The organism is Kluyvera sp. NPDC087067, assembly GCF_044745165.1.
Taxonomy (GTDB): Bacteria; Pseudomonadota; Gammaproteobacteria; order Enterobacterales; family Enterobacteriaceae; genus Kluyvera.
The window spans coordinates 209,227-223,451 of record NZ_JBIUZS010000001.1 but is presented as its reverse complement, the minus strand read 5'-3'; the positions used below and the strand labels follow the sequence as shown (position 1 = coordinate 223,451).

The 14,225-nt window shown below is 52.9% G+C and carries 12 protein-coding genes; 4 read left to right on the top strand and 8 right to left on the bottom strand.

The window, feature by feature from the left end; all coding sequences use genetic code 11:
- Positions 1-28 precede the first annotated feature (28 nt).
- Both ACIPDS_RS00940 and fabA read left to right on the top strand, forming a co-directional pair.
- The gene (locus tag ACIPDS_RS00940) at positions 29-1,789 is read left to right on the top strand and encodes an AAA family ATPase (RefSeq protein ID WP_400731998.1); all 1,761 of its coding nucleotides are present in this window, start codon (positions 29-31) and stop codon (positions 1,787-1,789) included.
- Between the two features lie 69 nt (positions 1,790-1,858).
- Positions 1,859-2,377 (top strand): bifunctional 3-hydroxydecanoyl-ACP dehydratase/trans-2-decenoyl-ACP isomerase, encoded by a 519-nt coding sequence (gene fabA, locus ACIPDS_RS00935; protein WP_131635527.1) that lies wholly within the window; start codon positions 1,859-1,861, stop codon positions 2,375-2,377.
- 93 nt (positions 2,378-2,470) lie between these two features.
- On the opposite strand, the gene rmf is transcribed toward fabA, so the two are convergent.
- The 6 genes from rmf to rlmKL form a co-directional block, all read right to left on the bottom strand.
- A complete protein-coding gene (rmf, locus tag ACIPDS_RS00930) occupies positions 2,471-2,638 on the bottom strand; it encodes a ribosome modulation factor (RefSeq protein ID WP_052284062.1) in 168 nt (55 codons plus the stop codon).
- Between the two features lie 255 nt (positions 2,639-2,893).
- Positions 2,894-3,457: a membrane integrity-associated transporter subunit PqiC gene (gene pqiC / locus ACIPDS_RS00925; protein WP_400731996.1), complete on the bottom strand. Its 564-nt coding sequence runs from the start codon at positions 3,455-3,457 to the stop codon at positions 2,894-2,896.
- The gene (gene pqiB / locus ACIPDS_RS00920; RefSeq protein ID WP_400731994.1) at positions 3,457-5,094 is read right to left on the bottom strand and encodes an intermembrane transport protein PqiB; all 1,638 of its coding nucleotides are present in this window, start codon (positions 5,092-5,094) and stop codon (positions 3,457-3,459) included. Before pqiB ends, pqiC begins: the two co-directional genes overlap by 1 nt.
- A 4-nt stretch (positions 5,095-5,098) precedes the next feature.
- Positions 5,099-6,358 carry a membrane integrity-associated transporter subunit PqiA gene (gene pqiA, locus ACIPDS_RS00915; RefSeq protein WP_400731993.1) on the bottom strand — a complete coding sequence of 420 codons (1,260 nt, stop codon included), beginning with the start codon at positions 6,356-6,358 and terminating at the stop codon, positions 5,099-5,101.
- Between the two features lie 13 nt (positions 6,359-6,371).
- On the bottom strand, positions 6,372-8,279 hold the full coding sequence (locus ACIPDS_RS00910) for an ABC transporter ATP-binding protein (RefSeq protein WP_400731991.1): 1,908 nt from the start codon (positions 8,277-8,279) through the stop codon (positions 6,372-6,374).
- Positions 8,280-8,291: 12 nt separating this feature from the next.
- Positions 8,292-10,397, bottom strand: coding sequence for a bifunctional 23S rRNA (guanine(2069)-N(7))-methyltransferase RlmK/23S rRNA (guanine(2445)-N(2))-methyltransferase RlmL (rlmKL, locus tag ACIPDS_RS00905; protein WP_400731990.1), 2,106 nt, complete (start codon positions 10,395-10,397; stop codon positions 8,292-8,294).
- Positions 10,398-10,494: 97 nt separating this feature from the next.
- Here rlmKL and ACIPDS_RS00900 point away from each other — a divergent pair, with 97 nt between their 5' ends.
- The gene (locus ACIPDS_RS00900) at positions 10,495-11,604 is read left to right on the top strand and encodes a YcbX family protein (RefSeq protein WP_400731989.1); all 1,110 of its coding nucleotides are present in this window, start codon (positions 10,495-10,497) and stop codon (positions 11,602-11,604) included.
- Here the strand turns inward: ACIPDS_RS00900 and zapC are convergent.
- Positions 11,601-12,143 (bottom strand): cell division protein ZapC, encoded by a 543-nt coding sequence (gene zapC / locus ACIPDS_RS00895; RefSeq protein ID WP_166514378.1) that lies wholly within the window; start codon positions 12,141-12,143, stop codon positions 11,601-11,603. The genes ACIPDS_RS00900 and zapC overlap by 4 nt on opposite strands.
- A 165-nt stretch (positions 12,144-12,308) precedes the next feature.
- Positions 12,309-13,319: a quinone-dependent dihydroorotate dehydrogenase gene (gene pyrD / locus ACIPDS_RS00890; protein ID WP_166514379.1), complete on the bottom strand. Its 1,011-nt coding sequence runs from the start codon at positions 13,317-13,319 to the stop codon at positions 12,309-12,311.
- Positions 13,320-13,569: 250 nt separating this feature from the next.
- Between pyrD and ssuE the strand changes: the two genes are divergently transcribed.
- A complete protein-coding gene (gene ssuE, locus ACIPDS_RS00885; protein WP_400731987.1) occupies positions 13,570-14,145 on the top strand; it encodes an NADPH-dependent FMN reductase in 576 nt (191 codons plus the stop codon).
- The last annotated feature ends 80 nt before the right edge of the window (positions 14,146-14,225 follow it).

The window sequence follows — 14,225 nt, the reverse complement described above, 5'->3', positions numbered from 1 at the left end:
GTTTTACATCTGACTAAAAATAGCGACATTGACTATAAATACTCTTTCCCGGCGCTTTCTCGCCCCCGCGACTGAAGCATTTCAGGCGCTATTTGCCCAGCGTGAGCTGGCCTCAGAAAACGATACCTTATTCAGCGAGCTTCAAGCGCGTTTACACTATGCGCTGGAACAGTTTTTACATCCTCAGGGCATCTCCCCTTTCTTACTGGTCAAAGCACCGGAAGAAAAAGAGTACCTCCAGCTGCTTACGCAGAACATCGACTCTTTGCGCGATAGTGATGCGCAAGCGCTAACGGGCGTCAGCTATCAGGTGAATGGTAGCAAAGTCAGCATGACTGCTGCCCAGAGCTCAGAGGATAACTTTGCAAGCCAGGGTCCCGTCATTTTTGCCGACTGGGTTGAAGCGGAACAGCTTTTTGGCTGCGTACGCCAGTTTAACGGTGAAATTAGCCTCCAGCCGGGTCTGGTACATCAGGCCAATGGCGGCATCCTGATACTGTCCCTGCGTACACTAATGGCACAACCGCTGTTGTGGATGCGCCTGAAGAATCAGGTCATGCAACAACGTTTTGACTGGCTGACCTTTGATGATGCCCGTCCCCTGCCGGTAAGTATCCCCTCAATGCCATTGACGTTGAAAGTGGTCTTAATGGGCGACAGGGATTCTCTGGCCGACTTCCAGGAAATGGAACCGGAGCTGGCGGAGACCGCTTTGTATAGCGAATTTGAAGATAACCTGCAAATCTCCGATGAAGAGACGTTGAAGCAATGGTGCCAGTGGGTCTGGAATATCGCGCGTGAAAAATCGCTGCCGGGTCTTGCCCCGGATGCCTGGCCTTTGCTGATGCAGGAAGGTGCTCGCGATACCGGCGATCAGGAAATTATGCCGCTATGCCCGCTGTGGATTGCCCGTCAGCTTCGTGAAGCCGCTCCGTTTACCGACAACGACCGCATCAATGCTGAACAGCTGAAAACCATGCTGATGCAGCGTCAGTGGCGTGAAGGTTTCCTTGCTGAACGTATGCAGGATGAAATTCTACTTGAGCAGATTCTGATTGAAACCGAAGGTGAATGCATCGGTCAGATCAATGCCTTGTCAGTCATTGATTTCCCAGGCCATCCGCGTCCGTTCGGTGAGCCCTCCCGTATATCCTGCGTCGTCCACATTGGTGACGGCGAGTTTATTGATGTGGAACGCAAAGCGGAACTGGGCGGTAATCTGCACGCTAAAGGCATGATGTTGATGCAGGCCTTCCTGATGGCCGAGCTCGATCTGGACCAGCAGTTGCCCTTCTCTGCATCGTTGACCTTTGAGCAATCCTACAGTGAAGTCGATGGCGACAGCGCTTCGATGGCTGAGCTATGCGCGCTGATCAGTGCTCTCGCTAACGTACCGATTAACCAAAGCATCGCTATGACAGGTTCCGTCGATCAGTTCGGTCGCGCCCAGCCGATTGGCGGTCTGAATGAGAAAATTGAAGGCTTCTTCGCTATCTGTGCCCAGCGCGGGTTAACCGGTAAGCAAGGTGTCATTATCCCTTCTGCGAATGTCCGTCATCTGAGTCTCGCCACCGAAGTACAAGAAGCGGTAGAGGCCGGTGAATTTTCAATCTGGGCTATCGATGACATCGGTGATGCGTTACCGTTGCTGACACAGCTTAACTGGGATGGCGAAGGTCAGACGCTGTTACAAACTATTCAGGAACGCATTGCACAGGCCACGCAGCAGGAGCCCCGCAACCGCTTTCCGTGGCCGTTACGCTGGCTAAACCGATCACAATCCAACTGATCGGACTTGTTCAGCGTACACGTGTTAGCTATCCTGCGTTCCGAACTTAAAATAAGGCTTACTTAAAACATGGTAGATAAACGCGAATCCTATACGAAAGAAGACCTTCTTGCCTCTGGTCGCGGTGAACTGTTCGGCGCTAATGGCCCGCAGTTACCGGCACCGAGTATGCTGATGATGGATCGTGTCGTTAAGATGACCGAAACCGGCGGCAACTTTGACAAGGGTTATGTTGAAGCTGAGCTCGATATCAATCCTGATCTGTGGTTCTTCGGTTGCCACTTTATCGGCGATCCTGTGATGCCAGGCTGTCTGGGTCTGGATGCAATGTGGCAGCTGGTTGGTTTCTACCTCGGCTGGCTGGGCGGTGAAGGCAAAGGCCGTGCGCTCGGCGTAGGTGAAGTCAAGTTCACCGGTCAGGTTCTGCCAACGGCGAAGAAAGTGACCTACCGTATTCACTTTAAGCGTATCGTTAACCGTCGTCTGATCATGGGTCTGGCAGATGGTGAAGTACTGGTTGACGGTCGTCTGATCTACACCGCGAACGACCTGAAAGTGGGTCTGTTCCAGGACACTTCTGCATTCTAATACCGATTATCGTCCAGACCGGCGATAGATTAGTATTGTGAATCAAAAGGCGAAACCTCCGCACTGCGGAGGTTTCTTTTTAAAGAGACAGTGTCAGGCAACTACTGCCCTGTCCTCCATGGCTTCTCGCCAGCCTCCTAGCCAGTGAGACCTCTGATTAATAGTCTGGTAAGGACACATTTCTTTCGATCGTCCAGTAATACCGGCTTGATATCCGCGTTGATGTGCCCGGTCCAGGCGATCTCGTTTTTGTCTCTTCATGCCTCGTTTCCCTCATATTTTGGTCTGGTGGAAAAGAAAACAGTGGCTACAAATCGCGCAACCACATAATACGAATACCGCTAAATAATCTTCCCGTCAATGCGCAGAATTCATACCAATGTCATATTTGTGAGCTAATCAGAAGTTCATTTGTACAGAAAATGTGAAGTGGCATAAGTAACCAATTGAAGCCAGACATAAAAAAACCGCCGCCGGTTTTACACCGGCGGCGGCCCTTAGAACAATTAGTTCTACTTATGGTTGGCGATTGAGGGTCTGCGCAATAGAGGCCGCTTCCTGGCTCCACGCCTGCGCTAAGAGTTTCACCATCGCATCGTAACCATCCTGCTGCTGCGCCAGTTCTACATGGAATGGACGCTTAATCAGCTGGCCTTGATGGTTAAGCAGCCATTCGCCGCTCACCACGACTTTCCCATCATACCGCCCGTGGAAACCAGTGACCGACACGTTTAGCGTGTCCTGTGTGCTGGATAATGGCTGTGAAGAGACCACCCACCCCGGCAGCTGATTGCTCAGGTTAGAAACCAGCGTCGTACGGAGTTGCTGATCCAATGGGCTTGCCCAGAGGTTGTTACTGGCAATCACGTACTGAACGTCACTGGTCTGGTATACCACGCCGCTCCCGGCGAGGAAGTCAGGTATGTTGACCTGTTCCACCCACAGCATCCGCTGGTTGGTAGTGGCGCTGGTGTTTTGCACCACTCCCGTTGTCAACGGCAACTGGTAGTAGGTTTTATTTTCCCCGCTGCTGCAGGCTGCCAACAGGCAGGCTGCCGTCAGAACTAACCACTTCTTCATTATTTCGCCCTCTTAGGCTCTGGATCTTTTTTATCCTTCGCTTCAAATACCAGCGCGTTGCTCTTCTCGTTCAACGTTTTCAGTACAGGCTGCAACTCGCGCAGAACCTGATCCAGACGCTGCATATCGCCGACCATTTTGTTATAGGCCGCGGAGCCCGGCTGGAAGCCTTGCATGCTGCGGTTGAGTTCATTGAGCGTTTTCTGCATGTCAGCTGGAAGCTGCTGCGCGGATTGGCTAGCGGTGATCTTGTTAAGATTATCCAGCGTCGTTTGCAGACGGCGCATAGTGTTCTGGCTTTCGCTAAGCGTATTGGTTGCCTGCTGGACCATCGGCGTTAACGGCAGATTGTTGAACTTATCCAGCGTATCCATCAAACGCTGCTGGATTTGCGCCAGACCACCGCTCACGGTCGGGATAATGTCCACGCCATCAAATGACTTCACATCTTTCATCAACGGTTCTTTTGGATAGAAGTCGAGGTCGATGTAAAGCGCACCGGTGACCAGATTACCGGTTTTCAGCGAGCCCCGCAGTCCACGTTCAATCAGGGTTGGCAGATGGCCACGCACATCGAGGTTATCGCCAAACTGAGCCGCAAGTCGTTCGGGTTCAATCTGAATTTTTACCGGTATCCGATAATCACTGGTCAGCTTCTGGCGAAGGCCGGGAACAAAGTACGGTACCTGTGCCACGGTGCCCATACGAATACCGCGAAATTCAACCGGCGCGCCAACCTGAAGGCCTCGAACTGAATCTTTAAAGAACATCAGGTAATCAATATGCTGGGTATACAGCGAGTCCTGAATGCTTTTCTGGTCGTCGTAAAGTTTGAATTCGGTCTTCTCAGTGATTGGTTGACCCAGCTCAACGCCTTCCGGGACATCAAAACTCACGCCGCCGCTGAACAGCGTCGCCAGCGACCCCATTTCAACGCGCATCCCGGCAGAAGTCAGATCCACCGCGACGCCGCTGTCTTTCCAGAAGCGAACGTTGCTGGTCACCAGACGATCGTTCGGTGCGCTGATAAACAGCTGATAGGAGATGTCACGCTTTTGCGGATCGAAGGTGCTGGTTTCTACCGAACCCACGCGATAGCCACGGAACAGCACCGGGTCACCCGGATTGAGCTGGCCCGCTTTTTTGCTGTCGAGTATCACGCGAATACCTTTTGCATCCGGTGGCGCCAGCGGCGGTGCATCGAGCAGTTGATAATTGTCCGGTACCGAACCTTTCGAACCCGGCTGCAATTCGATATAGGCCCCAGAGAGCAGCGTACCCAGTCCGCTAATCCCTTCACGCCCAACCTGCGGCTTCACGACCCAGAATACCGAGTCCTTATGCAGCAGTTTTTCCATTCCTGAGTTCAGCCGTGCTTTGATTTCTACGTGCGTCAAATCGTCGGTCAGGGTAGTACTTTCTACCACGCCCACATCCACGCTGCGGCTCTTAATGGTGGTTTTACCCCCTTCAATCCCTTCAGCATTGGTGGTGATAAGCGTCACCTCCGGCCCCTGATGGCTGTAGTGGTAAAATAAGATCCAGGCGCCAATCAACGCCGTGACAATCGGGAAGATCCAAACGGGAGACCAGTTTTTCACTTTCTGCACGTTTGCCTCCCCACTCTTGGTTTCCATGTTTTTACGACTCCTCATGGCTTGCTTCAGGTTCCCGATCCCACGACAAACGCGGATCAAAGGTCATTGCTGAGAACATGGTCATTATGACGACTAACGCAAACATCAGCGCGCCAATGGCCGGGTAGATATTCATTAATCCCCCAATGCGCACCAGCGCAGAGAGGACGGCAATTACAAACACATCAATCATTGACCAGCGCCCGACGAACTCCACCACTTCATAAATCAGGTGCATACGTTCGCTGTCCCGGCTCCGACGCTTGAGGCCGTTTGCATCAAGACACAGCCAGGCAATGGCAATCATCTTTAAGGTAGGTACGAGAATACTGGCGATAAAAATCACCATCGCCACCGGATACGATCCTTCACTCCACAGCAATATCACCCCGGCGATAATGGTCGAGGGCATTTTGTCACCCAGCAGATCGGTTATCATGATCGGCAGGATATTGGCGGGAAGATACAGCAGAATCGACGTCACCAGCAGGGCCATCGTCCACTGCAGGCTATTTTTGCGTCGTGCGTGGCCTTTGCTGTGACAGCGCGGGCATTCAAGCTGGTCAGCGGGCAGAATAGCGGTGCAGCATGAGCATGAACGCAGCCCTTGCCGCAGACCGGTCATCCCCGGTTTTAGCGGCTGCGAGAGCGCTGGCATCGGGCCGATATCATCCCATAGCCAGCGGCGATCGACGCACTGGAAAGTACGTAATTGCAGCAGACAGAAGAGACACCACGGCAGGAAACTGCTGCCCACGCCGACATCGCCATAGGCCATCAGCTTCACAAAACTCACCAGTACGCCCGCGAGGAAGATTTCGGCCATGCCCCACGTTTTCAGCGCGAACAGAATCCGCGCCAGAAACGTTTTCAGTCGGTAAGGCATCCGCACGCGGTTAACCAGTAACAGAATGGTGATGAGACAAAACGCCGGCACCAGCTGAACAAACAGCAGGAAAAAAGTACCCAGACTGGCGTAGTCTTCTGAAAACATGACGCTGGGAATTTCCAGCAGCTCAACTTCACTGCTCACCCCTGCCACTTTCATATTGATAAAAGGGAACAGGTTAGCCAGCAGCAGCATAAAGAGTGCCACCAGGACGTACGCCGTGGGGCGTCGTCTGGGTTCATCCCACGCGGTGGTTAATGTCGTACCACAGCGTGGACAGTTTGCTTTATGTCGGTGCTCGAGGTGCGGCAACGCCACCAGCATGTCACACTGTGAACACAGAATATGCTGCGCAGCATGATGTTGTTCGCACATGAAAAGTCCTCAATCAGGCGCCGTTTTTCAACGCTTCCAGATATTCCCAACGTTCAAACGCTTCTTCTAACGCGCGTTCCGCCTGTGCCATGTCAGCCAGTACCTTTTGGGTATGGTCATGAGGCTGGCTAAAGAACGATGCGTCAGCAACCTGCGACTGTAATGCTTCCAGCTCCGCTTCCAGCGTTTCCAGCTTCTGCGGCAGCTGTTCCAGTTCGCGCTGCAGGTTATAGCTTAGTTTGCTACCACTGCGTTTGACAGTTTCTGCTTTTGGTTGAACTACTTCCGCCGTTTTTTTCACAACCGGTTGTTGACGCGACTGCGATTGCGCCTGTTGGCCGCGAGCATCGTGGTAGCCCCCGACATAACGACCAATGCGCCCATTGCCTTCAAAGATCCAGCATTCGGTCACAGTATTATCAACAAATTGACGATCGTGGCTTACCAGCAGGACGGTGCCCTGATAGCCGTCGATAAGCTCTTCTAACAGTTCGAGCGTTTCGACATCCAGGTCGTTGGTTGGTTCATCGAGAATCAACAGGTTACTCGGTTTCAGGAACAAACGAGCCAGCAGCAGACGGTTACGTTCGCCACCGGACAACGCACGCACCGGCGTCATCGCACGTTTCGGATGGAACAAGAAGTCCTGCAGGTAGCCCAGTACATGGCGCGGCTTACCGTTCACCATCACTTCTTGCTTCCCTTCCGCCAGGTTATCCATCACCGTTTTGTCCGGATCCAGCTCTGCGCGGTGCTGGTCGAAGTAAGCGACTTCCAGCTTAGTACCGACGTGAATTCGTCCGCTATCGGCCTGAAGCTGGCCGAGCATCAGCTTCAGCAATGTGGTTTTACCGCAGCCGTTCGGGCCAATCATGGCGATTTTATCGCTACGCTGTACCTGGGCGGAGAAGTCTTTCACCAGTACTTTGCCATCAACCTGGTAATTCACATCTTCCATTTCAAAGACGATTTTGCCGGAGCGAGAAGCTTCTTCGACCTGCATCTTCGCGCTACCCATCACTTCACGGCGCGCGCTACGTTCGTTACGCATTGCTTTTAGCGCGCGAACGCGGCCTTCGTTACGGGTACGACGCGCTTTGATACCCTGACGGATCCACACTTCTTCCTGCGCCAGTTTGCGATCGAATTCAGCGTTTTGCAGTTCTTCAACGCGCAGCGCTTCTTCTTTCTCCAGCAGATACTGGTCGTAGTTGCCCGGATAGGTCACCAGATTGCCGCGATCGAGATCGACAATGCGGGTCGCCATATTGCGAATAAATGAACGGTCGTGGGAGATGAAAATAATCGTCCCCTTGAAGGACTTCAGGAAGCCTTCAAGCCAGTCAATGGTTTCAATATCCAGGTGGTTCGTCGGTTCGTCTAACAGCAGCACGCGCGGTGCACTGACCAGCGCACGTCCTAGCGCGGCTTTACGCAGCCAGCCGCCGGAAAGCGAAGCCAATTCGGTATCTGCGGTCAGGCCGAGCTGATCCAGGACTTCGTTAATCCGGCTTTCGAGCTGCCACAAACCGTGGTTATCCAGCTGTTCCTGGACTTTCGCCAGTTCCTGGAGATTTTTATCGCTCGGATCGGTTATCACCAGATGCGAGATATCGTGGTAACGCTTGAGGTAAACCGCTTGTTCCGCGATCCCTTCGGCGACGAAATCGTAAACGCTGCCCTCAACGTTACGCGGAGGATCCTGTTGCAGACGCGCCACGACCAGATCCTGCTCGTAGATAATGCGCCCGTCGTCCAGCCCCAGCTCGCGGTTAAGGATTTTCATCAGCGTGGATTTGCCGGCGCCGTTACGGCCCACCAGACAAACGCGCTCGTTATCTTCAATATGCAGTTCGGCATTATTGAGAAGCGGCGCATCGCTGAACGATAGCCAGGCGCCGTGCATACTAATTAATGACATTCTTTATTCCTTTCAGGCCGCGGTGACAAGCCAGCAGTTGTGGATCTGACGGTTACGGGCAAAATCCGGCGACTGTGTTTTTTGGGTAATATCTTGTGCTTTCAGTCCCAGTTCAGCCAGACCGTCGTGGTCCATAAGGAAACCGCGTTTATTGTTGGAGAACATAATGGTGCCGCCTTTACGAAGCAGACGTTTCAGATCGGTCATTAAACGCAGATGATCGCGCTGCACATCGAACGCGTCTTCCATACGTTTAGAGTTTGAGAAGGTTGGCGGATCGATAAAGATCACATCGAACTGTTCGTCGGTATCGCGCAGCCATGCCAGCACATCCGCCTGCATCAGGCGATGCGGACGACCGGTCAAACCATTCAGGCGCAGGTTACGTTCCGCCCACTCGAGGTAGGTACGCGACATATCCACGGTAGTGGTAGAACGCGCACCGCCCAGACCGGCGTGCACGCTGGCGCTGCCGGTGTAGGCGAAGAGGTTAAGGAAATCTTTTCCTTTGCTCATCTGGCCCAACATGCGACGTGCGATACGGTGATCGAGGAACAGGCCGGTATCAAGATAGTCGGTCAGGTTGACCCACAGGCGCGCGTTATACTCGCTCACCTCCATGAAATCGCCCTTCTCGTTCATCTTCTGATACTGATTTTTTCCCTTCTGACGTTCGCGGGTTTTGAGCACTAGCTTATTAGGCGCAATTCCCAGAACCGAAATAGTGGCGGCGATAATATCAAACAGACGCTGACGCGCTTTATTGGCGTCGACGGTTTTCGGTGGCGCATATTCCTGCACGACCACCCAATCGGCGTAGCGGTCGACGGCAACGTTATATTCCGGCAAGTCGGCATCATACAGGCGGTAACATTCGATCCCTTCCTGCTTTGCCCACTTCTGGAATTTTTTGAAATTTTTGCGCAGACGGTTAGCGTAATCTTCGGCAAGCGATGCCGGAGCTTCACCGGTACTTTCGGTCAGGTGATAGTTTTTCTGAACGCAGTCCAGCGGGCCGTTTTTAGCCTTAAACTGACGTTCAGCGCGCAGTTGCAGGCAGCTTAACAGTTCAGGAGAAGCGCTGAACAAAGACAAGTTCCAGCCGCCAAACAGATTTTTCATACTGCGGCCCAGCAAGCTGTGCAGGGCAATCAGCGCGGGTTCACTTTCCAGACGCTCACCGTATGGCGGGTTGCTGATGACCGTGCCGTAAGGGCCTTTTGGCAGCGGATTACTCAATTGAGCAACGTCTTTGACCTCAAAGGTAATCAGTTCGCCAATCCCCGCGCGACGGGCGTTGCTGCGCGCAAGCTCCACCACGCGTCCGTCAACGTCAGAACCAAAGAAACGCGACTCATAGGCCGCAAGACCCGCGCGGGCGCGCGTTTGCGCATCGGCTTTAACCGACTGCCAGACCGCTTCGTCGTGCTGTGCCCAGCCGCTAAAGCCCCAGTGGCTGCGGTGTAAGCCTGGCGCGCGATCGGTGGCCCACATCGCCGCTTCAATCAGCAGCGTACCGGAACCACACATCGGGTCGAGCATCGGCGTACCGGGTACCCAGCCTGAACGCATGACGATAGCCGCCGCCAGGTTCTCTTTGATAGGCGCCATACCGGTGCGGTCGCGATAACCACGCAGGTGCAGGCCATCGCCGCTCAGGTCGAGGGAGATATAGGCGGTTTCTTTATTCAGACGCACGTTAATACGCAGATCCGGGTTTTCGCGATCGACGTTAGGACGCGGCAGATTTTTGCGGGTAAAGGCATCCACTATGGCGTCTTTGACCTTCAACGCACCGTACTGGCTGTTACGAATACTGTCATTCAGGCCGCCGAAGCTGACCGCGAAGGTGGCATCAGGGGTGAAGATTGACGTCCAGTCGATAGCCTGCACGCCAAGATAAAGATCGAGATCGCTCCAGACGCTACATTCCCCCAGCGGCATCATGATGCGTGAAGCCAGACGACTCCACATCAGGCTTTTGTACAGAAGCTGTGTATCGCCCTGGAAATGGACGCCACCCTGGGTTACCTGGCACGCTTGCGCGCCCAGACCTTCCAGTTCAGTTTTTAACAGCTCTTCCAGCCCACGGGCCGTACTGGCAAACAGAGAATTCATATCGTCACTTTTACTCGCAGAAAATTGTTGCGCATTATAGCCAATCTGCGCCCCATGTCATAAAGTTAAAGGCTTATTTCGACTCAGGGACAGCGTTGTGGCTACATTATCGCGGCTTTTTATTCATCCGGTGAAATCTATGCGGGGCATCGGCCTGACACACGCCTTTGCTGATATCAGCGGGTTGGCGTTCGACCGCATTTTTATGATTACCGAACCCGATGGCACCTTCATTACCGCCCGGCAGTTTCCGGCGATGGTGCGTTTTACGCCTGCCGTCCTGCATGATGGGCTACATCTGACCGCGCCGGATGGCAGTAGCGCGCTGGTACGCTTCACCGATTTCACGACTCAGGCGTCGCCTACCGAAGTTTGGGGCAACCATTTTACCTCGCGTATTGCCCCGGATGCCATCAATCAGTGGCTGTCGCCATTCTTCAAACGCGATGTACAACTGCGCTGGCTCGGCGCCGATTTGACTCGCCGGGTTAAACGCCATGACGCCGTTCCGCTTTCGTTTGCTGACGGCTTCCCCTTCCTCCTTACCAATGAAGCCTCGCTGCGGGACGTCCAGCAGCGCTGCCGTGCCAGCGTAAGTATGGAACAGTTTCGCCCCAATCTGGTGGTCACTGGCGTAGAAGCATGGGCCGAGGATAGTTGGAAAACGATTCGCATCGGTGATGTCATCTTTGACGTTGTGAAGCCATGCAGCCGCTGTATCTTTACCACCATAAGCCCGGAGAAAGGCCAAAAACATCCGGCGGGTGAACCGCTTAGCACTTTGCAGTCATTCCGCACCGACCCGGCTAACGGCGATGTCGATTTTGGACAAAACCTGATAGCCCGTAACAGCGGCGTGGTGCGCGTGGGCGATAAGGTGGAAATTCTCGCAACCGGCACGGCCAAAACCTACGCGGCCGGGAAAACCGATGACACGCTTGCGCCGCAGGCCGAGCAGGATGCAGAGGTGGAGATCGAGTGGGAAGGAAGCGCATTTAGCGGTAATAATCAGCAGATTGTGCTCGAACAGCTTGAACAACAGGGAATTCGCGTTCCATATTCCTGCCGTGCCGGACTTTGTGGAAGCTGTCGTGTGACGTTACTTGAAGGCGAAGTGACTCCGCTGAAGAAGAGCGCCATTGGCCAGGACGGAACGATACTGAGTTGCAGTTGCGTACCTAAAACCGCGCTGAAGCTAAAGCGTTAAACCGCTTGTTCCAGGTTGTAACCGACGTTTCCGAATTGCGGTTGCAGCCTGTCGTTCATCACTTTAATCGGATCGCCTAACTGCATTGTGCGCCCCGCAAGTACCAGACCTGGCTGCGCTAACAGACACAATGCGGCGTTCTCGCCGGGTTCAACCACTAAAAGATTCACCTGGCTATTGTCATCGCTTAGCCACACGCAAGCGGCGTCGCCGGTCGTCGGTGACCAGGCATCGTGATGGGTACGAAAATGCCAGCTTTTCGGCATTTGCGGCTTCAGGAAACGGATTGCCACCAGCGCATTTAAAATGAGCTCAGCGCGATGTTCTTTGGACAACGGTAGATCGCGGCACTTTTCTTCAAAAGAAAAATAGAGTGCGGCATCATCAACGCAAAAACCGGTAGGATCAAATGCATCGGGCGTTAACATGCGGCGGGCAAAACGCGAGCGAAATAACATACCATTGGCTAAATCGAGCATCATTCGATCGTGCTCTTCATCATAATACCAACGCCAGTTATCATCAGGTTTAATTCGCATTGCTCTCCCCCATCATTTTCGCATCCAATGCTGTGCCCGTTTCTTCCGCTGTGTTACGTTGCCCTGAATAATAAAAGACTAATATGTTTAAATAAGCAACAGTAGGGAAATATAAAGCAACCAGGGCCGGAAATAAAGCCCTGGATCACATTACCAGGAAAAAGACTAGATATGGGTAATGATTTCTTTAATCAACGGTGGGCCTTTAAAAATAAAACCGGAATAAATTTGTACCAGTGAAGCTCCTGCCGCCATTTTCTCGCGCGCCGCAGTCACTGAATCAATACCGCCAACGCCGATGATCGGCAGCTGACCTTTTAATTCTGCTGACAGCATACGAATAATTTCGGTACTTTTTAATTGTAATGGACGACCGCTTAAGCCACCCATTTCATCGCAATATTTCATCCCTTGAACCAAAGAACGATCTAATGTCGTATTGGTCGCAATTACACCATCAATATTGTGACGAACTAAACTGTCGGCAACCTGGATCAACTCTTCATGAGAAAGATCCGGCGCGATCTTCACCGCCACAGGAACATATTTGTGATGTTTTTCCTGAAGCTCAGATTGCTTATTTTTAATACCGGAAAGTAGATCATCGAGCGCTTCGCCATATTGCAAGCTACGCAGCCCTGGGGTATTTGGCGAGGAAATATTTATCGCAATATAACCGGCGTAGGCATAGATTTTTTCCATACAAATCAGATAGTCATCTTTACCCTGCTCTACCGGAGTGTCTTTATTCTTACCGATATTAATCCCCAGGATACCGTCAAAATGCGCTTTTTTAACGTTCTCGACCAGGTTATCAACGCCGTGATTGTTAAAGCCCATACGGTTGATCAACCCTTCAGCATCAACCAGGCGGAACAGACGCGGTTTGTCGTTTCCTGGTTGCGGACGCGGGGTGACGGTACCTATCTCAATGGAGCCGAATCCCATCGCCCCTAAGGCGTCGATGCATTCGCCATCTTTATCCAGGCCCGCGGCCAGCCCCAGTGGATTTTTAAACGTCAGACCCATACAGGTCACCGGTTTTTGCGGCACTTTCTGGCGCACCAGCGCTTCGAGTGGGGTGCCGGTGATACGGCGTAACTGTTGAAATGTTAATTCATGAGCGCGCTCTGGATCGAGCTGAAAAAGTGCTTTACGAACGAAGGGATAGTACATGAACTCTCCTGGATTCCCGGTGTGCAAACCGGGGGCGTATTATGTGCGATAACGCGCAGAAAGGGAATTGACCTATGGCAAAAAAAGCGCAAACGTTTTCTTTGCTTCTCCCCCGCACAGCAATCCTTTATGCCTTTTTTGGTAAACCAACGCTGGAAAAAGTATTTCGCCCTCCTTATGCGCTCTGCGACACTCATGCAAATGTTATGAAATTTAGATTAATGTTTGTTTTTAGTTATAAGGAGAGTTCATGCGCGTCATTACTTTAGCCGGTAGTCCCCGCTTCCCTTCCCGCTCCAGCGCCTTACTCGAGTACGCGCGGGAGAAATTATCGACGGCAGATGTCGAAGTCTTCCACTGGCATTTGCAAAATTTCTCCCCGGAGGATTTGTTCTATGCCCGTTTCGATAGCCCGGCCCTGCAAGCTCTGACCGAACAACTGGCGCATGCGGATGGGCTGATTATTGCTACGCCGGTTTATAAAGCCTCTTTCGCCGGGGCGCTGAAGGCGCTGCTCGATCTGTTACCTGAGCGCGCGCTGGAAGGTAAAGTGGTATTGCCGCTCGCCACCGGCGGCACGGTCGCACATATGCTGGCGGTGGACTACGCCCTGAAACCGGTGCTGAATGCGCTGAAGGCGCAGGAGATCCTGCAAGGCGTATTTGCTGACGACAGTCAGGTGACCGATTACCAGCATAAACCGCAGTTCAGCACGAATTTGCATCATCGTCTGGATAGCGCGCTGGAGACTTTCTGGCAAGCATTACACCGGCGGGATATTCAGGTTCCCGCATTAGGTACGGCAAGACGGGCCGAACATGTTTGATAAAGAAAACGCCGCGAGGGAACCTCAGCGGCGTTTTTGTTGATAATGTAGCCCGGCCGAACGAAGTGACGCCGGGAACA

Bases quoted from the DNA above. Each gene is read 5' to 3' on its own strand.
- fabA (WP_131635527.1), top strand. From the start codon at position 1,859: ATGGTAGATAAACGCGAATCCTATACGAAAGAAGACCTTCTTGCCTCT.
- pqiA (WP_400731993.1), bottom strand. From the start codon at position 6,358: ATGTGCGAACAACATCATGCTGCGCAGCATATTCTGTGTTCACAGTGT.
- ssuE (WP_400731987.1), top strand. From the start codon at position 13,570: ATGCGCGTCATTACTTTAGCCGGTAGTCCCCGCTTCCCTTCCCGCTCC.
- ACIPDS_RS00910 (WP_400731991.1), bottom strand. From the start codon at position 8,279: ATGTCATTAATTAGTATGCACGGCGCCTGGCTATCGTTCAGCGATGCG.
- zapC (WP_166514378.1), bottom strand. From the start codon at position 12,143: ATGCGAATTAAACCTGATGATAACTGGCGTTGGTATTATGATGAAGAG.
- pqiB (WP_400731994.1), bottom strand. From the start codon at position 5,094: ATGGAAACCAAGAGTGGGGAGGCAAACGTGCAGAAAGTGAAAAACTGG.
- rlmKL (WP_400731990.1), bottom strand. From the start codon at position 10,397: ATGAATTCTCTGTTTGCCAGTACGGCCCGTGGGCTGGAAGAGCTGTTA.
- pqiC (WP_400731996.1), bottom strand. From the start codon at position 3,457: ATGAAGAAGTGGTTAGTTCTGACGGCAGCCTGCCTGTTGGCAGCCTGC.
- rmf (WP_052284062.1), bottom strand. From the start codon at position 2,638: ATGAAGAGACAAAAACGAGATCGCCTGGACCGGGCACATCAACGCGGA.
- pyrD (WP_166514379.1), bottom strand. From the start codon at position 13,319: ATGTACTATCCCTTCGTTCGTAAAGCACTTTTTCAGCTCGATCCAGAG.